Origin of the sequence: Shewanella sp. KT0246 (assembly GCF_019654955.1) — a bacterium.
GTDB lineage: Bacteria > Pseudomonadota > Gammaproteobacteria > Enterobacterales > Shewanellaceae > Shewanella > Shewanella goraebulensis.
Genome location: NZ_BPEV01000015.1, coordinates 83,903 through 110,501, shown reverse-complemented (window position 1 = coordinate 110,501; position 26,599 = coordinate 83,903). Strand labels below are relative to the sequence as shown.

The window sequence follows — 26,599 nt, the reverse complement described above, 5'->3', positions numbered from 1 at the left end:
TTATTTAAGCCACTTTTCCAAGAGCAAGTTCAATATCAATGCCTTGTTCTCGCATTTGAGCCAGCTTGTAGCGCAGTGCTCGGGTCGTCATGCCTAAGGAATCTGCGGTGAGATTTCGTTGGCCGTTAAAGCGCTTTAAGGTATCGAGAATATATTGGAACTCAGCTTGACGTTTTGAGCCTTTAAGTCCCGATTCTTGGGTAGCTAATTGGGGCGATTGTGCTTGTTCAATACCAAGCTCGGCAACTTGTATTGCTTGGCCGCGGCGCATGACTAAAGCACGTTGAATCGTGTTTTCTAATTCTCTGACATTACCGCTCCAATCATGGCTCAGTAGTAAGTTTCGCGCTTGATCGCTGAAATAACAGGTCTGCTCGGTGTTGTTATTGTGGTAAATCGCTAAGAAATGTTCAGCAATGGGCAATATATCTTCGCGGCGCTGGCGTAATGGGGTGATTTTTAATGGCAACACATCAAGGCGATAGAATAGATCTTGTCTAAACTCTCCGTTATCTACCGCCAGTCGCAAATCTTTATTGGTTGACGCAATCACGCGAATATCTAAAGAAATAGATTTATGGCTACCTAAACGTTCCACTTCTCTCTCTTGTAGTACGCGTAGTAATTTTGCTTGCAGTAGTATTGGCATTTCGCCTATTTCATCGAGTAATAGGGTGCCACCGTTAGCTTGTTCGAATTTGCCTGGTTGATCGTTGACTGCACCAGTAAAAGCGCCTTTAACATGGCCAAACAAAATCGACTCTAAAATGCTTTCTGGGATTGCGGCGCAATTGATTGAAATAAACGGTGCATCAGCGCGGCTCGAGTGACGATGAATATATCGAGCTAGCGGCTCTTTACCTGTACCACTCTCGCCAGTGAGCAATACGGTGGCATTAGTGACTGCAGCGCGTTGAGCTAGCATCAATAATTGGCGACTCACCGCAGATGAAGCAATAATCTCAGAATCTGTTTTATCTAAGGTTTTGAGACGATTCAGTAAGGAAATAAGCTGTAGATTATCAATAGGTAATAATAAATAATCTTGCACACCTGACTGCATGGCAATCCCAGCGAGTTCAGTTTGTTCAGGATCTAGCAAGGCAATTTGATTATTGCTTGGATACATGGCTAATCGTTGAGCGACTTGTTCAGGCTCACAATCTGATAAGTTAACCAAATTAAGCCAAGGCTGAGTTTGCGGTGTATTCCAAAGTTGAAACCCATGTTTTAACAGCAATGTGGCACCGGCTTCAGATATCTGGGTATCAACTAATTGAATTGAATATTGCTGCTTCATCTAACTGCCTTATATGGCTGAACTGCAGCGAGCGTATTGCCTTTCACTAATCTCACCATTACGCGACGATTTAATTCACGACCTTGAGCGTTGTTATTACTGGCAATAGGATTTCGTGAACCATGGTTTCTGACTTGAATCATGTTTGCCGGCACGCCTAGCTCAACTAATCTTGATTGGATCTCGAAAGCACGTTCTTTACTCAGCTGTAAATTGACCAAGCGTTCGCCAGTTGCATCAGCATGTCCATCTATCAACACTTCTGTGATATTGGCATCGGCTTCAATGTAGCGCGCAATTGCCACAAGGTCAGGTTCGAAATGATTTTCTAAACGACTAGAGTTACTGTGAAAATGTAAGTCAACGCGACGTACATAGGAAAAGGGCTTTGGCAATAAATCTTGTTTGCATAAACGAAATTGTTTCACGACCCCACGGGTCGCTACAGGGGTAGATTTCACCTGATATTTGACGTTGCTGTTTGGGTCAATATTAACTTGCCACGTGAGCCCTTGTTCAAGCGCTTCTAAAAATGCAGCACTGTTGCGACTCGTGTGAGCAAAGTGACCTTGCCAGTTTAATTCAGACATTGCGAAAGGCTTATTGCGCTGCTGTTGCCAAGTAGAGCTTTCAATCACTATCTCACTGGATTGGTTCTGAAGTTTTAACCAATCGGCTTGCAAACTTATGATTAACTCTTCACCTGGAGTTGCTGTGAGTTTAAATTTCCCGAACCCTTCAACGTCATGGCTAATATCACACTGAAAGATATTGCCTGAGAATTCCCAAGAAGATTTTTCCATAGGTGTCTTATAAATATTCTCTATGGTTTCGGCATGGGAATGTAATGAAAAAATAAGAAATATAATTGTAATTGGTATTAATTTTTTCAACTATCAATATCCTATATTAATTTCTATTTGAATGGCTTAATAAAGTTTTGCAGTATTAAACACTAAATAAAAAACTATTCAAATGAATTTTTTGTAAAAGTTATAAATAGAACAAACTTTGTGAACTATTAATGATATTGGCGTTGTTATTGATTTAATAAATGATGTAGTATCTTGCCGAAATACTGGTTTTGCTGAGATATCTTAAAAGGAAGAGTAGATGTTTAATGTTTAAATATCTGATTTAAATCACTAAAAATTACTTGCTAACTTATTTTTAAATAATGTTTTAGTTTTTGTTTGATTAGGTCGCCTTGTATAAAGATTTTATTATTTAATTAAGCTTGTATTAATTTATTTTGTTATTTTGTTGTTTTGTTTTTTGAATGTACTGTCGCCATCATTAATTGTTTTACACCTTATTAATTTTTGCAGTATGTCAAAATTCATTATTTAGTCAAAATAATGTCGATTTAGTTTTTAATTGATGAGTTTGATTGGTTTTAGTTCGATTAGCTTCTTTGTAAGGTTAAGTGGAGCGATACAAATTATTACCAGTATTAATTATTCATTAATAAATGTATTTATGTTGAAGTGAGTTTTAAATTAAAATGAAAACCACAGCCAAAGCAAGTTTAATAAAAAAACAGCAACTTCAGAAAGTCAGAACTGTCGCGCTAGTACAAGAAAAATTAGCCCGTAGTCGCCTTGTTCTTCAATTAGAGCGGTGTCATCGCTCGTTGCTAGATAATATTAATGACTTACTCGGCCCAATTATCGGTCAAGGTCATCATGCGTTATCAAGAGTTGAGCTATCTACTGAGCTTAGCCCTGTCACACCTAACTTGAGTCATGCTTGGTTTTTAATGAGCTATAGACGTACGCCATTAGCATGGTGGCGAATTGATAAATGCACTTTAGATCAGCTAGCTAGTGGCTATTACGGTAGTTTCTCAAGTCCACTGCAGTCACCACTGCGAGCGCCAAGTTTGTCTGAATTTCGTCTAGTGAAACGGCTAATGCGTTCAGCATTAGATGTGTTGCCTGTAACCGAATTGGATGAGGATGGCTTAGATCTCGAATTGGTGGTGAATACCACTCCTATGGATGTGCCACTGGCATGGACTTTAAGTTTTCCTGCAGAACATGTTGGGCCGCCAATGATGTTATGTATGACGGAGTTTGCTCTCGGGCTTATGGCTGAGCAGCCAAGTGAATTTCAAGCTGCGACAGATCTAAGCGCTAAATTGAGCCAACGATTAAGACAAATCCCGATTAAAGCGACATTAGAGCTTGGTCATCAATTGGTGCCCGTAACGTCTCTTGAAGGATTGAAAGTGGGCGATATTTTACCGATGAATTTACATTCTCGCTGCCCCGTTACTATCGGTCGCAGACCATTATTTTACGCCACTGTTCATAATGATGATGGACAAATGGTTGCCAAACTTACCCAGGAAGCGTTTCGCTCAGAGGACACTACCCATGCCTGAAAATATACTTTTACAAGATGATGATTTCTTACTTGATGACGACTTATTGTTAGAAGATACCTTGGTAGAGTCTCAACCAGCACCAAAAGCAAAAACATTAAAAGATATGTCGTTTTTTCATCAACTGCCAGTGCAAGTGACGCTTGAGTTAGCCAGCACTGAAATGTCATTGGGTGAGCTAACCCAAATGGGTGAAGGGGATGTTGTTGCGCTTGATCGTATGGTAGGTGAGCCATTGGATATTCGTGTTAACGGTGCCTTACTCGGTCGCGGTGAAGTGGTTGAAGTGAATGGCCGTTACGGCGTGAGATTGCTAGAAGTAGAAGCTATCAGTTTAACTGGAGCGAACGACTAATATGGTTCGTGTCATCCTGCTATTGTTGTGCCTATTTTTAGCTCCCAATGTTTATGCTAATGATGGCTTAACGTTATTCACATTAGCGGATGGCGACCAGTCACAGACCGTCAACGTCAAGTTAGAAATCTTAGCCATGATGACCATGCTAAGTTTCATTCCAGCGATGTTGATGATGATGACCAGTTTTACTCGGATCATTATCGTATTAGCGATTTTAAGGCAGGCTTTAGGTCTACAGCAAAGCCCGCCTAATAAAGTGCTTATTGGTATCGCATTAGTGCTGTCGGTATTTATCATGCGCCCAGTAGGTGAGGTCATTTACGACGATGCTTTCTTACCATATGACCAAGGTGAAATTGAATTAACAGAATTGATTGTCCGTGCAGAAGTGCCAATCAGGCAGTTTATGCTGGCGCAAACTCGTGAGACCGATTTAGAGCAGATGTTAAAAATTGCTAATGAGCCAGTCACTTTAACTGCTGATGAAATTCCATTTTTTGTGTTGATGCCTGCGTTTGTACTAAGTGAGCTAAAAACGGCTTTTCAAATCGGTTTTTTACTTTATATCCCCTTTCTAGTGATTGATTTGGTGGTTGCGAGTGTGTTGATGTCGATGGGGATGATGATGTTGTCACCTCTGATTATCTCCTTACCCTTTAAATTAATGGTTTTTGTACTCGTTGATGGGTGGGCGATGACCGTTGGCACCTTAACAGCGAGTTTTGGTTAGCTGTGTTCAGTCAGAGTATTCAAATGATGAACGCCAGTCACGCGTCATTGATCAAACATGTAAAGCTCGTTTTCCTGCAGGAGCAATCTAATGGATGTGAATGAGTTAACGTCATTCTTTGCTGAAGCCATATTTTTAGTGGTGATGATGGTTGCGGTACTTGTTGTACCGGGCTTACTGGTGGGTTTATGTGTTGCAGTATTTCAGGCTGCTACCCAAGTCAACGAGCAAACCTTGAGTTTCTTACCTCGTTTAGTGCTGACATTATTGATGGTGCTGTTTGCAGGAGAATGGTTACTGATGAAAATCAGTGATTTGTTCGAGCGCCTGTTCTTTAGCATTCCCCATGTGATTGGCTAGGTTACTGTTAATGAATGCGAGTTTATCAACAAATGATTCAGCCTTAGCGCTAAGTTCAGCCATAACATGCTGTCGCTAACATCAATTCAAATCAGTTCATTTATCGGTACCTTTTGGTGGCCGTTTTGTCGTTTTATGGGGGCATTTATTGTGATGCCTTTTTTAAGCAGTAATTATATTCCTGCGAAGATTCGAATCTTATTTGCAGTATTGCTTAGCGCTCTAGTGGCTCCATTATTGCCGCCAGTGCCAGCAGTTGATGCTTTATCATTTGGTGCATTACTGCTCGCTATTGAACAATTACTAGTGGGCTTTATGTTGGCACTGTTTTTATTATTGCTTATTAGTGTGATGACAAAAATGGGCGCGATGATGTCGATGCAAATGGGTCTAGCCATGGCGATCATGAACGACCCTGCTAATGGCAACTCTAATCCAATATTAGGTCAGTGGTTCTTGCTATACGGCACACTATTATTTTTAGCTTTAGATGGCCACTTAGTGGCTATTGGGGTGATTGTTGATAGTTTCTATTTATGGCCAATTGGTAGGGGTGTATTCGAATTGCCGTTAATGGGACTTGTTGAGCGAGTCGGCTGGTTATTTGCTGCTGCATTTATGCTGGCTTTGCCTGCTATTGTAGCCATGCTGATGGTTAACCTGACCTTTGGTGTTCTCAGCAAGTCTGCGCCATCATTGAACGTCTTTGCTCTTGGTTTCCCCATGTCGATGTTAATGGGGCTGTTTTGCGTGTTCTTTTCATTTAGTGGTTTAGCAAGCCGCTATAGTGATATTTGCCTCGATGCCTTGTCTGCTATGCATCAGTTTATCGGGGGGTAATGCATGAGTAATAAAGATACTGGTCAAAGCAAAACAGAAGACGCAACTCCGCAGAAGTTAAAAAAAGCCCGCGAGCAAGGGCAAGTTCCCCGTTCAAAAGATTTAGCTGCATCAGCGTTGATTATTGGCTGCGCGGTTATGCTAACTAGTAGTGCCGATTGGATTGCCAGTGAAATGGCTGAAATCACTCGCTTTAATATGAATATCACTAGAGAGCAACTCGATGAACCCAAAATGCTAGAGATGCATATGGGCGCAGCTGTAATGGGTATTCTGCATATTCTTGGGCCTTTATTCATCTTAGTGGGCGCGATTGCGATGATTGCAGGGGCTATGCCTGGTGGGCCACTTTTTAGTATTAAAAATGCATTTTTTAAATATAGCCGTATTGACCCTATAGCAGGTTTAGGGCGAATGGTATCGATAAAATCCTTAGTTGAACTCGTTAAGTCGATACTTAAAATTACCTTGTTGATTGGCATTATGCTGTATTTCTTAAAAAGTAATATGCAGGGCATTATGGCCAGCAGTCAGTTGCCTGTTGATGAAGCGGTGCGATATAGCATTGATACGATTTCCGCTGGTATGTTCTACCTCGGTGTGGGCTTATTGATCATTACTTTTATCGACGTGCCTTATCAGTATTGGCATCATCACAAAGAGTTAAAAATGTCTCATCAAGAAGTTAAAGATGAGCATAAACAGCAAGATGGTAAGCCAGAAATAAAAGCTAAAATTCGCCAGATGCAGCAAAAAATCAGTCGATCTCGCGCTGATAATGCGGTGCCTCAAGCGGATGTATTACTGGTTAACCCAACTCATTATTCCGTTGCACTTCGTTATGATGCCGGTAAGGCAGATGCACCTTATGTCATTTCTAAAGGTGTAGATGAGCTGGCCTTATATATGCGTGAAGTTGCCCAGCGACATGATGTTGAGATTATCGAAATCCCAGCGCTTGCTCGCGCAATATATTATTCCACCAAAATTGAACAACAAATTCCGGCGGCATTATTTGTCGCCATTGCACATGTATTAAGTTACGTGCTGCAAATTAAAGCAGCAAGAACGGGCTCTCAGGATAAGCCTGAACCGTTACCGCATTTTTATATTCCTCCACATTTACGACATGATTAAAGGAAGCATTAAGCCATGAATTGGTTTGCGCAAGTATTTACTGGCAATCGGAGCTATATCGGTATTCCGATAATGTTATTAGCCATTTTGGCAATGGTGATTTTACCTTTGCCACCTTGGTTACTGGATATTCTTTTCACCTTCAACATTGTCTTAGCTGTGATGGTGTTACTGGTCAGTGTGTCTATTCGTAGGCCGCTAGAGTTTTCGGTGTTCCCGACAATTTTGCTCATCGCCACTTTAATGCGTTTAACCCTGAACGTGGCCTCTACTCGTGTGGTATTGATCGAGGGTCATAATGGTGGAGATTCTGCAGGTAAGGTAATTCAAGCCTTTGGTGAAGTGGTTATTGGCGGTAATTATGTTGTCGGTGCAGTCATCTTTTTAATCTTAATGATCATTAATTTTGTGGTGATCACCAAAGGTGGCGAGCGTATTTCAGAAGTATCAGCTCGTTTTACACTAGATGCCTTACCAGGCAAACAAATGGCCATTGATGCCGACTTAAATGCTGGAGTTCTTACTCAAGAGCAGGCACGAATTCGTCGCCAAGAAGTAGCGCGAGAAGCGGACTTTTATGGCTCGATGGATGGTGCTTCTAAGTTTGTTCGTGGTGACGCCATTGCTGGTATTTTGATTCTGATGATTAACATCATCGGCGGTATTTCCATTGGTGTGTTCATGCACGATATGGGCGCATCTGATGCTTTTAAAACTTTTGTACTCTTGGCTATTGGTGATGGTCTGGTTGCGCAAATCCCGTCGTTATTACTGGCAACAGCAGCTGCAATCATTGTTACTCGTGTTTCTGATGCTGAAGAAATGCCAGAGCAACTACAAAAACAGCTGCTTGCTAATCCAAAAACCTTAGCGACCGCCTCTATAGTGATGCTGATACTCGGTGTGGTGCCAGGTATGCCTGCGATGGTCTTTATTTCGTTTGCAGCGATACTTGCATTTGCATCGTGGAAACAGAGCCAGAATAAGCCCGAGGTGGTGGAAACCAAGCTTGAGCAAAAGCTAGAAAGCAATACCGCTGAACCGTCACCGCCCAGTTGGGATGCGCTGCCTTATACTGACTTAATTGAAGTTAGATTAGGCTATCAATTAGTGCATTTGGTTGAGCGCACTAAAGGTGCTGAGTTGCAAAAACGTCTAACAGGTATTCGCCGCACCTTGTCAGAACAAGCAGGATTTTTATTAGCAGAAGTGCGGGTGAGAGATAACCTGTCATTAGCACCCAATGCTTATCAAATTAATATGATGGGTAATCCAGCGGTGACAGCAGAGCTGCAATCTGAAAAGTTAATGGCAATTCAAAGTGGTCCTGTTTTTGGGGATATTGATGGCATTATTACTAAAGAACCTGCGTATAACATGGATGCTATTTGGATTGAGCAGGACTTAAAAGCCCGAGCGCTTAATTTAGGTTATTCAGTGGTTGATAACGCCACTGTGATAGCTACGCATGTGAGTAAACTCATTCGCGAAAACTTACCTGATATGCTGCAGCATGATGATGTTCTAGCATTAAGCGACCGCTTAGCTAAGCAGTCGCCTAAACTGGCTGAAGCATTAAATAATGCGCTAACGCCGATTGTGCAGTTAAAGGTGTATCGCTTATTGCTTAAAGAGCAGGTGTCGCTTAAAGATATCCGGACTATCGCTACGACGTTATTGGATTGCAGCGAAAACAGTAAAGATCCAGTGTTGTTAGCAGCTGATGTACGTTGTGCCCTTCGAAACAACATTGTTCACAGCATCGCGGGGGCCGAACCTAAGCTTAATGTGTTAACTCTTGCGCCTGAGCTTGAGCAAACATTGATGAACGCGCTTACTCAGTCGCAGCAGCAAGGGCAAGTGGCTTTAGATAGCTTCCCAGTTGACCCAACATTACTGGCTCAACTGCAACAAGGCATGCCGCAGATTTTAGCTGACGCGAAAGAGCAAGGTCATAGCCCTATGTTGTTAGTAGCGCCTCAATTAAGACCAATTCTCGCACGCTATGCACTAGCCTTTGCCAGAGGGTTACATGTGCTGTCTTACAATGAAATCCCTGAAAACCGAGAGTTAATGGTAGCGGGGCAGTTAGGCTAGTTATGATAGCTAACAGAATAAGTCTTAAGCCTTTTAAAGCGCTTTGCTTATGATCTAAGCGTGGCATATGTGTAAACGAAAAAGCCCAAATCAAGCTGATTTGGGCTTTTTGTTATCTGTTTAATGTGCGGATAATTTGGTTTTTTACTTAGCTTCTTATTCCTATTTAGAACTTAAGTCTTAATTCTTTAATTTTAACTCTGAAACCTTAATTAAAACCTCACTTGGTTACGGCCACGATCTTTGGCGCGATATAAGGCTTTATCCGCTTGTTTCATGCTTTGTTCAAAGCTTTGGTCTGACTTATGTTCAGCGCAGCCAATAGAGACAGTCACATTAACGGTTTTCTTTTTCACTGGTGCTTTACTGCGGTTTTTCTTGGAACTTGTTTTACGGCTCTCATCACGAAGGACAATGTCATAATCTTCAATGCTTTGTCTGACATCATCAAGGTGTGAGTAAACTTGGTCTATGTCTTTACGTGGGAACACAATGGTAAATTCTTCTCCGCCATAGCGGAATGTCTTACCACCGCCAGTGACTTTAGCTAGCTTTACTGCTACCAGCTTTAATACGTCATCCCCTACATCATGGCCATAAGTGTCGTTGAAGCTCTTAAAGTGGTCGATATCGACCATGGCTACGGTGTATTTTCGGCCTAAAGCTAGACTTAAATTGAACAATGCACGTCTTGAAGGCAGGCCGGTTAACTCGTCTCGATAGGCTAAAAAGTAGGAGTCAAATAACACTGTGACTAAGAAGCTCACCGCAATACAGCAAAATAAAATAGATAGGGGAAGGTTGGTTGGCACTAAAAAATAGCAAAGCCACAATAGTAAGCAAATGCCTAAGCTAGTTTGGGCTAAATTGCTGTTCCAACTGAGTTTGGCAAATAACACGATTGCCAGCGGATAAATGGGTAATAAGTGTAAAGGAGAGCCTTCGGTGCTCAGGCCAAAGCTCTGCTGAAATTGGCTTATAGCAACAGGGTACTTCATGGTGAGATAGACCCAAATATAAGCAATAATACCGCAAATAACGATCCCACCTATACGGAAGAAGCTATGCACACTTAGAACTCCACGGTCTTTAATAAAACAGAACATGCAAATCACTAAGGTGCCAAATAGAGGTGAAAATTGATGAATAATGGGTGAGAGAAATAATCGATTATTTTGTAATGTGTAAAAAATTAGCAGTAATAAGCCAATATAAAATAATCTACTGCGATTAAACTGTAAGCAGATTAATGAGGAAGCTGCGAGTAGCCAATAAGGCGCAAAATGTAGGGTGTCTTGCCAGTCTATCCAATGACTTTGAAAATGTACTAATAAGCCTAATGATAAAAAAGTGATAAAGATAGGCAGTATAAAAAAGCGCATGGTATGCATTAAGCTGCTCATTGAATCCACCGTAATAAAGCTAACGTTAGCGAGTTGAAAAGAAAATATTCACGGCGGCATTGCTGAATGAACCGTTTAAAACTGACAAGTTACATTTTTAATAAATTAAAAACTCCTCTATCAAAGCGACCTTGTCATCACCAAACTGAAATATAAATCAAATGGATTGATTGCTAAAGCGATTTGCAGATAATTTTGCAGCGCCAGCATATTCTGTTAATGCGTTATAGCTGGTATAAAAAAGCGCAACGGGTTAGGTTGCGCCTTTAGCGTAATGATTTAGAAAGTCAGTAATGAGCAAAAGGCTTAACCTTTCTCCATCGATTCGATGAATTTATTTGATTCAGCAATCGACTTATTCATTTCTGTTATCAAGCTTGAGATGTCAGACTGTAAGCTATTAAACTCGCCTTTAATAGCACCAATCGCTTGGGCATTAAGGTTATGTTTTAAGTACAGCATGTTATCTTTCATTGCCGTCAAAATTGGTGGCATTTTTGCTTCAGCGCGGCGCATTCCTTTCACTAGTGAGTTATATGATCGCTGAGTTTCGTTTAACTTATTAGTGCTGTTGCGGCGAAGATTCGCTTTGCTGATTTCTTGTATTTCGGTTTCCCACTCGTCAAATAAAGCTTCGGCAACGTCTTCCACTTTATCAATACGGTTACCGACTTCATCAGCTGCTGACTGGGCTGATTCATATTCATCTTTAGCTTTGTTGTAAGCGTCTTCTAAATCACCACCATCAAACGCGAGCAAAGCTTGCATTTCTTCTAGTGCTGAACTGAATTGCTCTTGAGCTTCTTCTTGAGATTCTTTCGCTTCTTGTACGCGATCGACCATGATGTCACGCTTGTGATAGCCCACTTTTTCCATCGCACCGTAATAGGCACTTTGACAACCACTAAGTAGTAAACTTACGCTGAGGAATGTGAGTGATATCCATTTCTTCATCTTGTGCTCTCTTATTGTCGTTAATTGTTGCTATTCGGCTTTGAACGTTGCCGCATCAATGATGCTCCAAAGATGGATTACCGCACCTATGATTGCTGGGATAATTAATACCCAGAAGAAATAACACACCGCTGTAATACAGAAAAATAGAATTGCAGCAATAATGCGGCCTTGAACCAGTTGTCCTAAGCCTGGGAAAAATACGCTGGCAATTGCAGCAATCACATTGCCTGCCGAACCTTGTTGAGACATTAAATTACTCCCTAGGAGTGTAACTATCGTGTTATAACATTGTACGAAGATAACCGCATAATTGAAATTAAATAATCAGAGAATATTGTGACAAATAAGATAGATGTAGCGTATTTCAAAAATATGAGAGTCAGTATTTGGCAATTTTTAGTTCATCTAAAGTGCAGGCTGCAGGAAGATCAAATAAATGTCAAAGCAGGTCATTTAGCTTATGTGACCTTATTATCACTGGTGCCGATGGTGGCTGTGATGATGTCGATGTTATCCGCTTTTCCCGGTTTTGAGGGGCTCCGCGGTAAAATCGAAAGCTTCATTTATAGTAATTTCATGCCAGCGTCGGGCGATACCGTGCAGATTTATATTAATGAGTTTGTCGATAATGCTTCTAAAGCCACCTTTGTAGGTGTCATGGCATTGGTCGTCGTGGCGTTGATGCTGATCTCAGCCATTGATAAAGCATTAAATAATATTTGGCGAACAACCGATAAACGCTCCTATGTGGTGTCATTTTCAATGTACTGGATGGTGCTGACATTAGGGCCGGTATTAATTGGCGCCAGCTTAGTGGCAACGTCTTACGTCGTTTCACTTAAAGTCTTTGAAATGTCGGAAATATCTGGATTAATGACTTGGCTGGTTGAACGTTTGCCTATGCTATTTTCTGTGGCTTCAATTTTGCTGCTTTATATGGTGGTGCCGAATAAAAAAGTCCATTTTTGGCATGCGTTAATCGGTGCGATAGTGGCTGCAATACTATTTGAAGCGGGTAAAAAGGGTTTTGCTTTTTATGTTACTCAGTTTCCGAGCTATGAGGCGATTTATGGTGCGTTAGCGACGATTCCTATTTTGTTTGTTTGGGTGTATTTATCTTGGGTCATTGTACTGCTGGGAGCTGAAATTACCGCTGCGTTACCTGAGTATTTAGATTCAGGCATTTTTTCGCTTAAAAAAAATAAACAGACTATTACACCTAATACGGTGGTTGAGCAGCTTGCCGAGTCGAATGTAGAGAGTGACATCAAACCTACATAGTTAAAGATAAAACTTAGTAACAGAGCGCGCGATGAGAATAGCGATAAAATAAAGTGTCTTAGATGAATAATTTAGTTGTGCTTAAATTGTCTCTACACGGTATATTGCTATGTAAGTGTTAAATAAAAAAATCTAAGTTGTTTTCACTCTAACCAAGAGTTTATGCAGCTGTACTCTACAAGGATAGCAAATGAAAAAATTGATTATTGCAGCATGTGTATTAGGTTTAACAGCTTGTGCTGCAACCGACAATTCATCAGAAACCAGCGAAACGAACGCGGCGCCTAAAACAATTAACATGGCTGGCATGACAGATCAGCAAGCGACTGATGAGCTTTATAACGCTTTATTAAAGTCGAGCTATTTAGCAACTAAACTTAGCCCTAATAGCGTCGCTGTGCAATTTGGTGATAACCAGTTTGTGTTACAGCCAAGCATGAGCGAGCAAGGCGTTGATAGAATTTTAACAAACCGTTTGTTCGCTGTTCATCCGCAATTACATGGCAGTAAAGAACTTTTGGTATTGATTGGTTCACTAAACCAAAAACTTAACTTTGCTAAATTTGTTATTCGTGAAAATGGTGGCGTGATTCAGGTGCAAGGTGCAGCTACTTTTGTTGATTCTATTGAGTTAGAAGAGTTGCGTCGTTTCATGCTGTGGACTGATGAAGGCTTGAAGCAAGTAGGCAAATCACTTCCTAAAGGCTCAGAAGAGCTGATTAAACCAATTCCTGTAATTAAGCCTGACACAGGGGCGTAATAGGGGAGTAATATTGTAGAATGTGTTCATCAACCATATGATGAACACAGCAATAGGAAATAACATTGATTGGGTTAATCCAAAGAGTGGCACATGCAAGTGTCACTATCGATACTGTTGAAGGCAAGCAGGTCACTGGCAGCATCAATAAAGGCTTATTAGTTTTGTTAGGTGTCGAGAAAGATGACGACATTGAAAAAATGCGTAAGCTTGCCAAGAAGGTAATTGGTTACCGAATTTTTAATGATGAAAACGGCAAAATGAACCTAAATTTGCAGCAGGCAGATGGTGAGCTATTAGTCGTATCTCAATTTACCTTGGCTGCAGATACGGGACGAGGCTTACGTCCAAGCTTTTCGAGTGCAGCAACACCAGATAAAGCTCACGAGCTATATGAAGCTTTTGTCGCGTTTTGCCGCGAACAAGGCGTTAATACACAAACGGGCTCATTTGGTGCAGACATGAAAGTCGAATTGCTCAATGATGGTCCTGTCACGTTTAACTTGCAGGTATAACTTACTCCTGATGAATACTGACTCAACTCAAACTCATATATGTTTGTCGCCACAAGATCTGCAAAAGTTTGAGGGATGGTTAACTGAGTTAAAGCAAACTTGGTATCAGACCATTCCGGTGAGTCAGTTTATGCAGATCTCACCACAGACCTTTAATAGGCAACACTTCACTGTGACCGCGCCCATGGCACCTAATATCAACCTTCATCAAACCATGTTTGCCGGCAGTATTTACACCTTAATGACCCTAACGGGCTGGGGGATGATGTGGTTGCGACAGCGGCTGCTAGGTGTTGAAGGTAATATTGTATTGGCCGATGCGCATATTCGTTACCATGCGCCAATCAATCAAGCTCCTATCATCAGTGTTGTTTGGCCAGAAACAGCCTCGCTGATGCCTCTAACAACAGGTGGAAAAGCGAAAGTAAAACTTGAAGTACAACTACATTGCGCGGATAAACTGTGCGCAACGTTTAGTGGCTTGTATTTTAGTTATTAAGGTTCAACAGAGATTTAGCGCTCAATAGTTATCAAGCACTCAACGACTCACAACACAGCAAGTCTTTCATTGCTCCGCCATTCACTGCGCAGCTAAACCCCTTTGCTTCAAAGATATCACAGCCTTTTTGAGCTCTAATACCAGCACCACAATAAACAACAAACTGCTGTAATTTATCATGTGCAGATAACCAATTATCTAATTCAGTAAGTGGTACATTAATCGCTTCAGGTAAGTGACCAGAGGCAAATTCATCTGGATTTCTGACATCTATTAGCGGTGCACCTTGCTTAACTAGTTGCCAGCAAATATTAGTTTCTTGTTTGCCTGAAAGCTTTATTGCAGTGCTAGTATCAGTCTCAGCCATCTTTTCTAAACTTACATCTTGCATTACTAGCCCACCTGTTTAGTTATAATTCACGAGTTATATCAGTTAATTGAATAAAGTTCATTAGATTTAATTTAATAAGATTATTCTAATGTGATATTTTAAGCAAGTTAAAAAAAGATAGTCTGTATTGATAGGTTGTTTATTTATCGAGAGGAGTTGAGCGGGAAGATGAAGGTAAGGTGCTAATATTTATATGAAATATTAACGATTTTAATTAAGCTATTGAGTTCCCATAAAATATTGCCAGGTGAAGTGATTATTTCTAAATGGTTTTTCGAAATGATTTTAGGTGTTTAACGTCAGATTCATGTCATGAACAAAGTATTCTAAATTCAATAAACGTGCTTTAACGATATAGTTTTGAATCCAAGGAAGGTATTTACCTTCCTTGAAATCACCGTTTTAAGCCTGCCAACGTTTAAAGATCAATGAGGTATTAATGCCGCCAAAGGCGAAATTATTACTCATGACATAATCGGTACTAAGCTGTCTTATATCGTCTTTAATATAATCAAGTTGGGCGCATTCAGGGTCGACCTCTTCGAGGTTAAGGCTAGGCGCAAACCATCCGGCATTCATCATTTCAATACTTACCCAAGCTTCTAAAGCACCACAAGCACCTAGAGTATGGCCGGTGTAACTCTTGAGTGATGAAATAGGTGTTTGTTCACCAAAGACGGCATAAGTCGCCTTAGTTTCAGCGATATCTCCGCGATCGGTCGCTGTGCCATGGGCATTGATATAGCCAATTTGGCTAGCATCAATATCAGCATTACTCAGTGCTTGTCTAATGGCCACTTCCATAGTGTCTGCATTCGGTTGAGTGATGTGCAAACCATCAGAGTTAGTGCCAAAACCGACAAGTTCTGCATAGATAGTTGCTCCGCGGGACTTGGCATGTTCGAGCTCTTCAAGCACTAAAGTGCAAGCGCCTTCGCCAATCACTAAGCCATCGCGCTGACTATCAAAAGGCCTTGGTGTGGTGTGTGGCTGCTCATTTTTAGTGCTGGTTGCGAATAAGGTATCAAATACTACCGCTTCTGTTGGGCATAGCTCTTCACCGCCGCCTGCAAGCATCAGTGTTTGCTGGCCAAATTTAATTGCTTCATAGGCATAGCCAATCGCCTGACTGCCAGATGTACATGCGCTGCTAGTGGTGTGTACGCGACCTTTAAGACCGAAGAAAACCCCGACATTAACCGCAGTCGTATGGGCCATCATTCGAATATAACTAGTGGCATTGATACCCGACATATCACCATTTTTTAGCATATCGCCAAAGCCAATAATGGGTTCAGTACTGCCAGTTGAGGAACCGTAGGCAATGCCCATTGCTCCCGATGACACGATAGGATCATCTAACAGGCCTGCATCTTCTAAAGCCACTTCGCTGGCGCGGGTAGCCATGATTGAAACTCGCCCCATTGAGCGGATTTTTTTGCGCGAATAATGTTTTGGTTGCTCAAAATCAGTAATCGGTGCAGCAAGGCGTGTATTAAGAGAAGGGTACTTATCCCACTCATCCATAGTGACGACACAATTATGTTTTTGTTGTAACCGCTTGGCGATCGTTGGCCAGTCATGACCTAATGCGGACACTCCACCAATGCCTGTAATAACAACTCTGCGGCTCATATCATGCCTCCATTAACAGAGATCACTTGGCGAGTAATATAAGCTGCGTCATCGGACATTAAAAAGTTAGCCAGTCCGGCGATTTCATTAACTTTGCCCATACGGCGCATTGGCACGATTTGATTGACCATATCTTTAGGGAAATCATTGACCATATCGGTTTCAATTAAGCCTGGTGCAATACAGTTAACAGTAATTTTTCGTTTGGCTAGCTCTAAAGACAGCGCTTTGGTTGCACCAATTAGTCCAGCTTTTGAGGCGCTGTAATTCACTTGTCCGCGATTACCCGCAATACCTGAGACTGAAGCCATAGTAATAATACGACCACCATTTCTGGCTTGTATCATTGGCATAATGGTGGGCTGAATGACGTTATAAAACCCATCGAGATTGGTGTGAATAACACTGTCCCATTCTTCTTCTGTCATGGCAGGAAAAGCGGTATCTTTGGTGATCCCAGCGTTTAAGATTACGCCATAATAGGCGCCATGTTGTTCAATATCTTGTTCAATATGCGCTTTAGCAGCTTGTCTGTCAGCAACATCAAATGCAATTAAACTGGCGCTGACACCAAGAGCTTGGATTTCAGCTTGGGTTTGCTTGGCTGCGGTAATATTGCTGTGGTAGTGAACTGCAATATCAAAGCCTTGGGATGCGAGTTTTAGTGCTATCGCTTTACCAATACCACGGCTAGAACCTGTGACTAAAGCTCTTTTATTTGTTGTCATCTTTTATAAATACCTCTTAATCTCCATAAAGTGCAGCATCAGCTCGATATTGTGTTGAACTGACATGATTGGCTACACCGAACTTTCCTGTATATATGCTTGGGTATCTTGGGGCTGAAATACGTTCACATTGGCTGAGGCTATAACGGTTTCATCTGCTAATATTTGGCAGTCAAAAACTGCTAAACCAGAGTCTTCTTGATATAATCTTGCTACGCTAATTTGATATTTATGACCCAGTTGATAAAGGGGCTGGTGCATTAGTAATTTACGCGTGCCCAGTAAAAATCCAACACGAATTTTATCATTTCTAAGGTGCGCTTCAACACCAGCTAAAGCGGCAATACTTTGCGCCATATATTCGATGCCGACGTAATTGGGGACGCCATTGATAGCTGCATTAAAATAAGCGCTTTGTTCAGTTATCTCAACTTGTGTAATCAGACTGTCTTGCTGATGTTTGATGACTCTATCTATCAATATCATCGGTGCTCTATGGGGCACAAACTCAGCAATATCCTTGGCTAGTAAAGCCATAGTTGCAATATGTTCAGACATCTTGGTTTCCTGCTTTCGCGAAAATGATACTGGCATTGCTGCCACCAAAAGCAAATGAGTTACTCATAATATAATTAAGCGGGTTTGACTGTGCTGAGCCCACCAAAGGTAATACTGGATTGTTTGGATCTTGTTGCTTATCCCATATATGAGGGGGCAGTAATTGATCTAGATTGTATGAGCTTAATAACAAATAGCAAAATGCAGCCTCAATAGCGCCTGCAGCACCTAAACAATGACCCGTTAAAGGCTTAGTTGAGCTGCATTGAGGGATTGCATTTGGAGTACTAGTGTTAGAAATAGTATTGGCTATTTTACCTGCAAACACATGATGCATGGCGACTGATTCCATCGCATCATTCTTAGGGGTCGCAGTGCCATGTAAATTAACGTATGACACTTGGCTTGCATTGATATCTGCATCATTAAGTGCAGCTTCCATTGCGGCTATTGCACCTAAACCTTGCGGATGGGGCGCCGAAATATGGTGTGCATCAGATGACTCGCCGATACCTGCCAATAACACTTCAGGAGCTGATTGAGCTTGAGTATCTTCAGCATCTGTAAGCTGTAACATAAATAATGCAGCACCTTCGCCAATGTTAATGCCATCACGATGTTCGCTGAATGGATTGCACAAACCTTTAGAAACTGATTCGAGCGCATTGAACCCATTTAACGTTAACTGACATAAACTATCGACTCCACCAACGATAACCACATCACACATGTTTGCCTTGAGTAATCTCTGTGCACTGGCAAACACTTTGGTACTTGAAGAACAAGCGGTTGAAACGGTATAGCAAGGGCCATTTAAGTCGTAAAGCTTGCGTAAAAAGTCACTGGTGCTGCCAAGTTCTTGTTGAGCGTAATGGTAACTTGGTGGAAATTTACCGTGTCGCTGATGATACTCAAGCGCTGCTTCGCCTTTTGAAATACCAGAAGTACTCGTGCCTAAAACCACGCCAACTCTTTCTTTACCATACACATTTTTGGCATGTTCAATACTGCGTGTTAGCTGCATAGCCGCTGTATACAACAAGCGGTTATTGCGACAATTAAATTGCTCTAGCTCATCAGGAATGGTCAACAAGTCAGTATCATTGATGGCGCCAACTCGCGTTTCAGCATTAAACATTAAGTCATCTCTCATCACCATCGCATCAGTATTTCCAGCAAGTAAATTTGCCAGTACTGACTCAGGCGTATGACCTATTGGGGTACATAGTCCAATGTGTGTAATTGCTATGGAACGGCGCATAGTGATTGACATAGTTATTGGTACTTATCTTAATGATGATGGTTTACATCAGTTTAGTTATAGGCTTTTATTAACGCTATCGAGTTAAAGCAATGGCGAAATCGATAAGGTGATATTCGCTGCAGGAAAATGCAATGTCACCTCAGAAATCCATGGATTCTTATTTGAGTAATCAATGGTAATTGCAGGCTCGTTATTGACGAACAAAGCGCTACAACGCTGCTGGTCACAATCTATATCGCGCATTTCACCTTGGCTAAAGTATGGGTTAACTTGCTCATGAGGCCAATATATCAACTGCATGATTGCCATTAAATACTCAGCTTTAAAATCCTCACCCATTAATACATTTTGCTGACTAATAACTTCATCGCCATCAAAGGTGACAGTGAATAAAGCTTGGCCAATAGGCGCAAGACCGACCATGGTCATTTTAGTTGTCGTCAGTTCAAGTTGAGTCAGTAATTCATGATGTTTCTCGCCATGGATGAAACTGATTTTTTGACTTAAAAATTGCTCGTCACTGGCCTGTGTTTGCAACATAGGTGCGAGGCAATAATTGACTTCAGGCGTCAGTTTAACGCAGGTTTGGCGCAGTAATTGTTGACTACAACCTGAAACTAACAAGGCTATAATCACAATCGAAAATTGAATGAATCGATGCATCATTAACTCGCTTTAGTGTGGTCGCGACATAAGTCGACAATCATATTCAGTCGACGCTCTGAATCTTTCACAAATGGGTTATTAGTATCCCAAGCATAACCCGCCAAGATAGAACAAATCATTTGTTTTATGATTGGGTTTGGATCTTCGTAAAAAATCACATCCTGAAAACGGCCATCGTACCAAGCTTGAACATAAGTTCGGAAGGTATTAACCCCTTGCATTAATGGCTGGGCGTAATCTTGTTGCCAGTCTATTTCTTCACCATCAAGCTGTTTGATTAAGGCCTCAACGGCCATTGCGGCAGATTGCATGGCGATGGTCACCCCTGATGAGAAAACAGGGTCTAAAAACTCACCAGCATTGCCGAGCAGAGCAAATTGCGATGTGGCTAAGGTTGATACGTTGGCAGAATAGCCCTTTAAAGTTGCACAAGGCTGTAAAACTGTCGCGTTGGCAAGTAACGCCTTTAGGCCCGGTTCCTCATTGATTAACTGCCAAAGTTGTTGCTCTAGTTCGTCTTTGTTGTCGTCTTTAATTTCACCTTTGGCGCCACGTTCAACCCCAGAGCGATAATGTTCAATTAAATGTGGCTCAGCCACTACGCCCACCGAGCAGCGACCATCACTGAAAGGAATTAACCAATACCAAATATCTTTTTGAGTTGGATGAACGCTAATTAAGATCTTTTCACGATCAAAATTAGGATCAGTAATATTGTCTTTGATATGGGTAAATATGGCGCTACGAGCTGGTAAGTCAGATGGCTTTTCTAAATCTAATAATCTCGGTAACACTCGGCCAAAACCGCTGGCATCAAGGACATATTTCGCGGTAATTTGATATGGCTTTTTTTGCTCATCTGTGACACTTAGCTTAGGTGATGATGACAGGCTATCTCCCAAATCGATATCGTTAACGCTATGCCCGTAACGGATCTCTACGCCTTGGGATACAGCAGTGTCTGCTAACAATTTATCAAATTGACCACGCTGAACTTGAAAAGTGGTACCTGGGCCTTGGGTGAATTTCTCAGTAAAGTTAAATGTGGTGTATGTGCCATCATGGCGAAAAGCTGCGCCATTTTTAAACTGAAATCCAGCCTGCTTAACTGCGTCTAACATGCCCGCTTGTTCAATAAACTGCATGCAATAAGGCAGTAAACTTTCACCAATTGAGAAACGAGGGAAATGTTGTTTTTCAATCACCAAAACTTGCTTGCCTTGCTGATGTAATAAGCTTGCGGCAATGGCTCCAGAAGGCCCAGCACCTATGATAACCACATCAGCATCAATATTATTACCACTGATAGCTTTATCTTGTATTGCATCCTTGCTTAAACTTACTGGGTTACTTTCCATTATGTGCTACTTCTCTAGTTGTTTTTTCAACATGCATGCTTATGAGTGGTGCGAGTAAAAATGTAAATCCGATACCAAATAATAACGTGAGGCCAAAGTAATGAATGGCGTTTGTTTGACTTAAAGCGAGTAAGCCAAAAGCCAACAGCGTTGAGCAGGCTGACATTAATACTGCCATCATTACTCCGCTTGCAGAAGCCGTAGAGTTTGATTTAACGGAGGCGAAAAACAAACTGTAATCAATACCAATTCCCAAAACGAGGATAAGCGCTAATGCGTGGAATAAACTCAGTGGTGAGCCTACTAAACCAAGGCAAGCTAGAGTCAGTAGGATTGAGCTAGCTGGAATCATTACAATACGAACAGCAAGTTTAACCCCAAATTTGAAGCTAAAGATGCCAATGGCAATCACGCAGACCAAGACTAATAGCTGCAGAGTGAGTTGTTTGAACTTAGCCATTAATGCTGATATCTCACCGACCTTATCAACCACTTGCATTGATAATTTACTTTGAGTGACCCGAAGGTTAAGTGCCGCTAAATCATTAATTCCGCCTAATAAAATGATACTGCCAAATTGTGTTGACTGGGCCCCAGCTCCGATATCAGTTCCGGTATCAGCTCCAACATCAGGGCTTAACCAAAGCCCCGCTAAGTCTTTACCAGCAATATCAAGAACCGCATCGGGCGTTATAAAATCATTTTTACTTTGAGCAAGACTATTTAGTAAGTCAGGCTTGATGGACTCATCTAAACCAAGGGTATCAATAATTTCATCTAAATGCTGATGATATAACTGCTGGTAAGCGAGGTAATTATCTTGTTGTATTTGCTTGCTAGGTAAATAGCGACTCAAGCTAACAAAACTACTGATTTCTTTCGCATTAACTGCTGTTGATAACACTTTTGCGGCGAGTGTTAACTCAGCTAATAGGCTTTGCTCGGTGGCAGCGCTGACGAGGATAAATTGATTATCTGTGCCGCCGCTTAATACCTGTCTTAACTTATTTTCTTCGGTGATAATATTCGCTGGGCTTTGCTGAAGATTCCGAATATCGTCATTACTGGTGAGCTTGCTAAAGCCTACAGTTAAAAAGGCTACCGTTGCTAACGCTAGTAATGCCATTTTTAGGGGTTTATTCGTAGATTGCTGAGCCGTGACGTTATGCGTAAGCTTTGTTAGCCAAAGCAAATATTTTTCTGACCACACAAGCAGGTAAGGTGAAGTGGGCAGATTATGATTAGCCAGTAATGGATAAGCAAATACCAAAGTCAGATACGCGCCTATAAGGCCTGCAGCGCAGAATATAGCGACCTGCTGCATGCCCGGAAACGGTGTAAAGCCAATTGCAATAAACGCGATTGCACTGGTTAACAAAGCTAATGTCATCGCAGGTAAAATCTGTTGAATAACATCAATTGCGCTTGAGATTTTAAGCCGCAGTTTTTCGCAGTAAAAATGAAAGCTGTAGTCGATGGCAACGCCAATCAAGCTAGTGCCAAATACTAATGTGAGAAGGTGTAACTCGCCAAAAATGGCCAATGTAGCTACGGTGGCAAACAAAAAACCACAGGATAAGGTCAACATCGCTAACGACAGCGGCATGATACTTCTAAAGCCAAGCCAGACTAATAGCATCACCCCTAATAACGATAAGCTGCCGATAGTAGACACTTCGAATTTGGCGGTTTGCGTTGCCGCCTGAGCATGGAAGAGGGTGCCCGCCTTTATCACTTCAATATCAGGGTATTGAAGGGTTAACTCGGAAAAGGCATCGTTTAACCTAGAGATCTGTTGTTGCTGGCCATCAGGGTTAAATGCACTTTTGACCCCTTTAGCAATGATGATCGCGACGGTTTTGTTGCCTGATTGACCCAATAGAATATCTTGCTCGCTGGTTAACCGCTTAGATGGTGCCAGTGCCATGATGTTGTTAGGAAATAGCATTAATGGGTCTTGAGTTAACAGTGCGCTACTGGCGTATCCAAAACTGCTATATAACTGCTGCTGTGCCGCCTGTAATAACTGTCGCCACTGGTTCGAGGCTTCATCGTCACTTAGCTGTTTTTGTTGTTCATCAGTTAGCAACATAAAACGCTTATCAAAGTAATATTGACTCAACGCCTGCATCTGTTTGCTTTCACCACTTTGAATGTCAGTAAAGACATCTGGTGATTGCTGTAATTGTTCAATAAACTGAGTTGCCGCGCTAATCGCTTGCTGCTTATTCTCTACAGCTAAGCCAATATAAACTTGATCGGCAAGGCGAAACTCAACTTTGTCTAACGCCTTTTGAGTCAATGGCGCTTCGCTGAGTGTTGGCAGCATGGCCAATATGTTACTTTGTATTTTTGCGCCTGATTGCCATAAACTTGCCCCATAAACGCAGACCGATATAACCAGTAAACACCAGATAATAAAACGAGAATAGGCTTGTTTGGGTGAGTTAAACCAACTAACCAATTTGGCCATTAGTTGGTTTCGCTATCAGAGTTGTTAGAACGAGTTACTTGTTCTTTAGATTCTGACTCTTTAGTTGCTGAGAGCTCAAAACTTTGAATATCAGCAGGAGTAAGCTTTTGAACCACATTGAAAAAATTAATGATGGTTCTATCGCCAGTATCAGTAACTGTTGATGTTTTGTTTGGGAGTGTAGATAGCATAGTGAGGCGGTTGATTTGCTGCTTAGTGTCAACAGCGCCTCCTTCTAGTACCATTGCGCCAATGGCTTTTTGAATTAATGGGTCTTTTGCCACTAAACCTAATTGCCAATTTATTATCTGCGCCGAGTCACTGCTAGTCGCTATATTCTCGGGCATAAATAATTCAAAGTCTTGGGCTAAAGCGTCAAGATCACCTGTTAACAGTGCCTGCATCAATTGTGGTAATTGCTCAGCCATTGCAGAGCTGGTTTGATTTGCTTGGCTGTGGGTAATATTGCCAAAACTATCTTGTTGTATCAGGGTATTTTGCTTTAACACTAACGCGCTGGCAAATGGCGTTGTTTGCTTCCATAACAAGCCAATGTCTTGGCTGAAGATAAATTCCCCAGTACTTTTTAGCGGTCTTTTAAGCGCTGCGAGGTAACGGGTTTGTTGGAACTCACCTTTAGCTTGCGAACCAAGTTGCAGTTGCTGCGCCAATAGGCTGAGCTGTTGATTATTAACTTGTACGGTGCTGTTTGAGTTAGCGCTAGTGCTAAATAAGCTGGCTAATTGATCATTGGTTAATTCAGCCTGCTCAGCTTTTGCTGTGCCTAAGCATAAAGTGAAGCTGAGTAACGCAGTTAGCAGCAGTCTCATTGATTACCAAGCTCATGGTTAAGTTCATGTTTAAGAGGAGCACCTTTAGCAAGTTCAGCTGCTAGCTCTTGTTTTAGTTCACCCTCTTCAAGTAATGGCAAGATTTTTTGTCTAAATACTGGTGGGGTGACAAAACAAAGCTCTTCTGTTTCTATCTCAACAGCCGCTTGAATGGTATAGCCTTTAGTTATTCGCTGGCCTGTTTCGGCATCTCGAATTTGGTAATTAATCTTAAGGCGATTTTCCCACTCAACAATAGCTGCATGCACGATCAAGTGTTGATCAAAGGTGCTGCTTTTTACATATTTAAGTTGCGTGTCCACAATGGGCCAAGCGTAGCCAGAATGCATCATTTGGCGGTAGTTATAGCCCAGTTCATCGAGCAATTTACAGCGCGCGACTTCAAAGTAACGTAAGTAGTTACCGTGCCAAGTGATGCCCATAGAATCCACATCATGAAAAGGCACTACCATAGTAAGTTCAGTGCTGAAAATAGCTTTCATATCAGCAAACCTCCCACTGACCCAATTGAATCTTCTCGACCGTTTGACGTAAAACGGCTTCTAGTGGGCGATCTTCGGTCAGTAGTTCAAAGTCTTCACTAACTTGGATAACGGTTTTAGCTAATGAAGGAGTTAACGAATCATGAGCTAACTCGTTTTGAGCAATACGTAAATGAATACCTTGAGTCATGGCAAGTAAGGCAGCTGCAGCAACTTGCTCAGTAAGTTGTAATACTCGCATGCAATCTCGAGCTGCAATGGTGCCCATGCTGACTTTATCTTGGTTATGGCACTCCGTTGAGCGAGAAAACACACTGGCAGGCATGGTGTTTTTTAACGCTTCAGCAGTCCACGCTGATACACCAATTTGCACCGCTTTAAAGCCGTGGTTAATGGCTTGGCGTGCGCCAACTGAGGCCGATAAGTTAGCTGGTAAACCATTATTAAATTTAGGGTCCATCACTAACGCCATTTGACGATCAATTAAGTCTGCTAAGTTGGCAACGGTGTTTTTCATAGAGTCCATTACAAAGGCGATATGACCACCGTAGAAATGGCCGCCATGAAGGATGTGTTCACCTTCACCATCTACAATTGGGTTGTCATTGGCGCTGTTTAATTCGGTTTCAATGAATTGGCGCATGAATGGCAATGCATCTTGCAATACACCGATGATATGAGGTGCGCAGCGAATTGAGTATCGGTCTTGTAATCGGTCAGAGTTTCTTGGGTGAGTGTGATGATTTAAATCTTCACGGATCCAAGTGGCAATTTGGTTTTGACCAGGATGGGGTTTAGCATCAAATAAGATGTCATCAAAATGGTTTGAATTACCTTTAAGAGTGAGCGATGCCATTGCGGTAATACGACTCGACAATCGAGCAAGGTATTGGGCGCGATCGTAAGCTAAACAGGCTAAAGCGGTCATGACTGCCGTGCCATTCATTAACGCTAAACCTTCTTTGGGGCGCAATGTTAATGGCACAATCTTAAGCTCAGCATACACTTCTTTTGTTGGGCGGCGTTTGCCTTGATAAATCACATCTCGCTCACCAATCAATACTGCAGCTAAGTATGATAGTGGGGTTAAATCACCGCTGGCACCCACTGAACCTTCTTCTGGAATTACTGGGGTTATATCAAGATTTAACAGCAACTCAATACGTTGTAATAACTCGTAGGTAACGCCAGACTTACCCACTGCTAGTGAGTTTAATCGACAAGCCATAATGGCTCTAGATTGCATTGGCGAGAAAATATCACCTAAGCCACAACCGTGAAATCGAGATAAATGCAGTGGTAACTCGTGGACCAAATCGAGCCCAACAGTGACAGTACAAGAATCACCGTAACCAGTGGTTACGCCATATACCACACCTTCTTCACTGAGTAGGCTATCGATGAAGCGTGCGCCTTTTTGAATGTACTCTTGGTATTGGGCTGTTTCATTTAACTTCACAGGTGCGCCTTTTGCCACGCTCACTACTTGCTCAAGGCTAATAGATCGTTGACCAAAGTTTACCGTTGCCAAGGTCGATGCTGATGAAGGTGAAGTAGATTGGCTCATGGT

At 41.8% G+C, this 26,599-nt stretch carries 27 protein-coding genes; 11 read left to right on the top strand and 16 right to left on the bottom strand.

All coding sequences use genetic code 11. The features are described from left to right. Positions 1-4 precede the first annotated feature (4 nt). Positions 5-1,300 carry a sigma-54-dependent Fis family transcriptional regulator gene (locus tag K5Q58_RS09580; RefSeq protein WP_220753700.1) on the bottom strand — a complete coding sequence of 432 codons (1,296 nt, stop codon included), beginning with the start codon at positions 1,298-1,300 and terminating at the stop codon, positions 5-7. Beyond that, entirely contained in the window at positions 1,297-2,103 is an 807-nt protein-coding gene (locus K5Q58_RS09575) for an OmpA family protein (protein WP_220753699.1), read from the bottom strand. The genes K5Q58_RS09580 and K5Q58_RS09575 overlap by 4 nt, the downstream gene beginning before the upstream one ends. Positions 2,104-2,804: 701 nt before the next feature. Between K5Q58_RS09575 and K5Q58_RS09570 the strand changes: the two genes are divergently transcribed. The 7 genes from K5Q58_RS09570 to flhA all read left to right on the top strand — a co-directional run bounded on the left by K5Q58_RS09570 (position 2,805) and on the right by flhA (position 9,208). Beyond that, entirely contained in the window at positions 2,805-3,686 is an 882-nt protein-coding gene (locus tag K5Q58_RS09570; RefSeq protein WP_220753698.1) for a FliM/FliN family flagellar motor switch protein, read from the top strand. Beyond that, on the top strand, positions 3,679-4,041 hold the full coding sequence (gene fliN, locus K5Q58_RS09565; protein WP_220753697.1) for a flagellar motor switch protein FliN: 363 nt from the start codon (positions 3,679-3,681) through the stop codon (positions 4,039-4,041). The genes K5Q58_RS09570 and fliN overlap by 8 nt, the downstream gene beginning before the upstream one ends. A 1-nt stretch (position 4,042) precedes the next feature. Further along, positions 4,043-4,774, top strand: a complete 732-nt coding sequence (fliP, locus tag K5Q58_RS09560; RefSeq protein ID WP_220753696.1) for a flagellar type III secretion system pore protein FliP — start codon at positions 4,043-4,045, stop codon at positions 4,772-4,774. Positions 4,775-4,864: 90 nt separating this feature from the next. Further along, positions 4,865-5,134, top strand: a complete 270-nt coding sequence (locus tag K5Q58_RS09555) for a flagellar biosynthetic protein FliQ (protein ID WP_220753695.1) — start codon at positions 4,865-4,867, stop codon at positions 5,132-5,134. Between the two features lie 66 nt (positions 5,135-5,200). Then, positions 5,201-5,974, top strand: coding sequence for a flagellar biosynthetic protein FliR (fliR, locus tag K5Q58_RS09550; protein WP_220753694.1), 774 nt, complete (start codon positions 5,201-5,203; stop codon positions 5,972-5,974). Between the two features lie 3 nt (positions 5,975-5,977). Then, on the top strand, positions 5,978-7,111 hold the full coding sequence (gene flhB, locus K5Q58_RS09545; protein ID WP_220753693.1) for a flagellar biosynthesis protein FlhB: 1,134 nt from the start codon (positions 5,978-5,980) through the stop codon (positions 7,109-7,111). 15 nt (positions 7,112-7,126) lie between these two features. Then, positions 7,127-9,208 (top strand): flagellar biosynthesis protein FlhA, encoded by a 2,082-nt coding sequence (flhA, locus tag K5Q58_RS09540; RefSeq protein ID WP_220753692.1) that lies wholly within the window; start codon positions 7,127-7,129, stop codon positions 9,206-9,208. A 212-nt stretch (positions 9,209-9,420) separates the two neighbouring features. Here flhA and K5Q58_RS09535 read toward each other — a convergent pair whose 3' ends face one another. The 3 genes from K5Q58_RS09535 to K5Q58_RS09525 form a co-directional block, all read right to left on the bottom strand. Further along, positions 9,421-10,611 carry a GGDEF domain-containing protein gene (locus K5Q58_RS09535; RefSeq protein ID WP_220753691.1) on the bottom strand — a complete coding sequence of 397 codons (1,191 nt, stop codon included), beginning with the start codon at positions 10,609-10,611 and terminating at the stop codon, positions 9,421-9,423. A 306-nt stretch (positions 10,612-10,917) separates the two neighbouring features. Next, positions 10,918-11,565 carry a DUF2959 domain-containing protein gene (locus K5Q58_RS09530; RefSeq protein WP_220753690.1) on the bottom strand — a complete coding sequence of 216 codons (648 nt, stop codon included), beginning with the start codon at positions 11,563-11,565 and terminating at the stop codon, positions 10,918-10,920. Between the two features lie 30 nt (positions 11,566-11,595). Beyond that, positions 11,596-11,817 (bottom strand): hypothetical protein, encoded by a 222-nt coding sequence (locus tag K5Q58_RS09525; protein WP_220753689.1) that lies wholly within the window; start codon positions 11,815-11,817, stop codon positions 11,596-11,598. An 87-nt stretch (positions 11,818-11,904) separates the two neighbouring features. On the opposite strand from K5Q58_RS09525, the gene K5Q58_RS09520 reads away from it, so the two are divergent. From K5Q58_RS09520 to K5Q58_RS09505, 4 genes are all read left to right on the top strand, one after another. Next, a complete protein-coding gene (locus K5Q58_RS09520) occupies positions 11,905-12,849 on the top strand; it encodes a virulence factor BrkB family protein (RefSeq protein ID WP_220753688.1) in 945 nt (314 codons plus the stop codon). Positions 12,850-13,039: 190 nt separating this feature from the next. After that, the gene (locus K5Q58_RS09515) at positions 13,040-13,609 is read left to right on the top strand and encodes a hypothetical protein (protein ID WP_220753687.1); all 570 of its coding nucleotides are present in this window, start codon (positions 13,040-13,042) and stop codon (positions 13,607-13,609) included. 65 nt (positions 13,610-13,674) lie between these two features. After that, positions 13,675-14,124, top strand: a complete 450-nt coding sequence (dtd, locus tag K5Q58_RS09510; RefSeq protein ID WP_220753686.1) for a D-aminoacyl-tRNA deacylase — start codon at positions 13,675-13,677, stop codon at positions 14,122-14,124. Between the two features lie 10 nt (positions 14,125-14,134). Continuing rightward, positions 14,135-14,623 carry a thioesterase domain-containing protein gene (locus K5Q58_RS09505; RefSeq protein ID WP_220753685.1) on the top strand — a complete coding sequence of 163 codons (489 nt, stop codon included), beginning with the start codon at positions 14,135-14,137 and terminating at the stop codon, positions 14,621-14,623. 31 nt (positions 14,624-14,654) lie between these two features. Here the strand turns inward: K5Q58_RS09505 and K5Q58_RS09500 are convergent, their stop codons facing one another. From K5Q58_RS09500 to hutH, 11 genes are all read right to left on the bottom strand, one after another. Then, positions 14,655-15,014, bottom strand: a complete 360-nt coding sequence (locus K5Q58_RS09500; protein ID WP_374758491.1) for a rhodanese-like domain-containing protein — start codon at positions 15,012-15,014, stop codon at positions 14,655-14,657. 402 nt (positions 15,015-15,416) lie between these two features. Next, positions 15,417-16,649: a beta-ketoacyl-ACP synthase gene (locus K5Q58_RS09495; protein WP_220753684.1), complete on the bottom strand. Its 1,233-nt coding sequence runs from the start codon at positions 16,647-16,649 to the stop codon at positions 15,417-15,419. Beyond that, positions 16,646-17,377, bottom strand: coding sequence for a 3-ketoacyl-ACP reductase FabG2 (locus K5Q58_RS09490; protein ID WP_220753683.1), 732 nt, complete (start codon positions 17,375-17,377; stop codon positions 16,646-16,648). Before K5Q58_RS09490 ends, K5Q58_RS09495 begins: the two co-directional genes overlap by 4 nt. A gap of 72 nt (positions 17,378-17,449) precedes the next feature. Beyond that, positions 17,450-17,935 carry a hotdog family protein gene (locus tag K5Q58_RS09485; RefSeq protein ID WP_220753682.1) on the bottom strand — a complete coding sequence of 162 codons (486 nt, stop codon included), beginning with the start codon at positions 17,933-17,935 and terminating at the stop codon, positions 17,450-17,452. Then, entirely contained in the window at positions 17,928-19,196 is a 1,269-nt protein-coding gene (locus K5Q58_RS09480; RefSeq protein ID WP_220753681.1) for a beta-ketoacyl-[acyl-carrier-protein] synthase family protein, read from the bottom strand. The genes K5Q58_RS09485 and K5Q58_RS09480 overlap by 8 nt, the downstream gene beginning before the upstream one ends. Before the next feature lie 84 nt (positions 19,197-19,280). Continuing rightward, positions 19,281-19,865, bottom strand: a complete 585-nt coding sequence (locus tag K5Q58_RS09475) for a DUF3261 domain-containing protein (RefSeq protein ID WP_259651302.1) — start codon at positions 19,863-19,865, stop codon at positions 19,281-19,283. Continuing rightward, positions 19,865-21,223: an NAD(P)/FAD-dependent oxidoreductase gene (locus K5Q58_RS09470; RefSeq protein ID WP_220753680.1), complete on the bottom strand. Its 1,359-nt coding sequence runs from the start codon at positions 21,221-21,223 to the stop codon at positions 19,865-19,867. Before K5Q58_RS09470 ends, K5Q58_RS09475 begins: the two co-directional genes overlap by 1 nt. Beyond that, the gene (locus tag K5Q58_RS09465) at positions 21,213-23,696 is read right to left on the bottom strand and encodes an MMPL family transporter (protein ID WP_220753679.1); all 2,484 of its coding nucleotides are present in this window, start codon (positions 23,694-23,696) and stop codon (positions 21,213-21,215) included. Before K5Q58_RS09465 ends, K5Q58_RS09470 begins: the two co-directional genes overlap by 11 nt. Then, positions 23,696-24,526 carry an outer membrane lipoprotein carrier protein LolA gene (locus K5Q58_RS09460; RefSeq protein WP_220753678.1) on the bottom strand — a complete coding sequence of 277 codons (831 nt, stop codon included), beginning with the start codon at positions 24,524-24,526 and terminating at the stop codon, positions 23,696-23,698. Before K5Q58_RS09460 ends, K5Q58_RS09465 begins: the two co-directional genes overlap by 1 nt. Beyond that, positions 24,523-25,029, bottom strand: a complete 507-nt coding sequence (locus K5Q58_RS09455) for a thioesterase family protein (RefSeq protein ID WP_220753677.1) — start codon at positions 25,027-25,029, stop codon at positions 24,523-24,525. The genes K5Q58_RS09460 and K5Q58_RS09455 overlap by 4 nt, the downstream gene beginning before the upstream one ends. Position 25,030: 1 nt before the next feature. Then, entirely contained in the window at positions 25,031-26,596 is a 1,566-nt protein-coding gene (hutH, locus tag K5Q58_RS09450) for a histidine ammonia-lyase (protein WP_220753676.1), read from the bottom strand. Between the last annotated feature and the right edge of the window lie 3 nt (positions 26,597-26,599).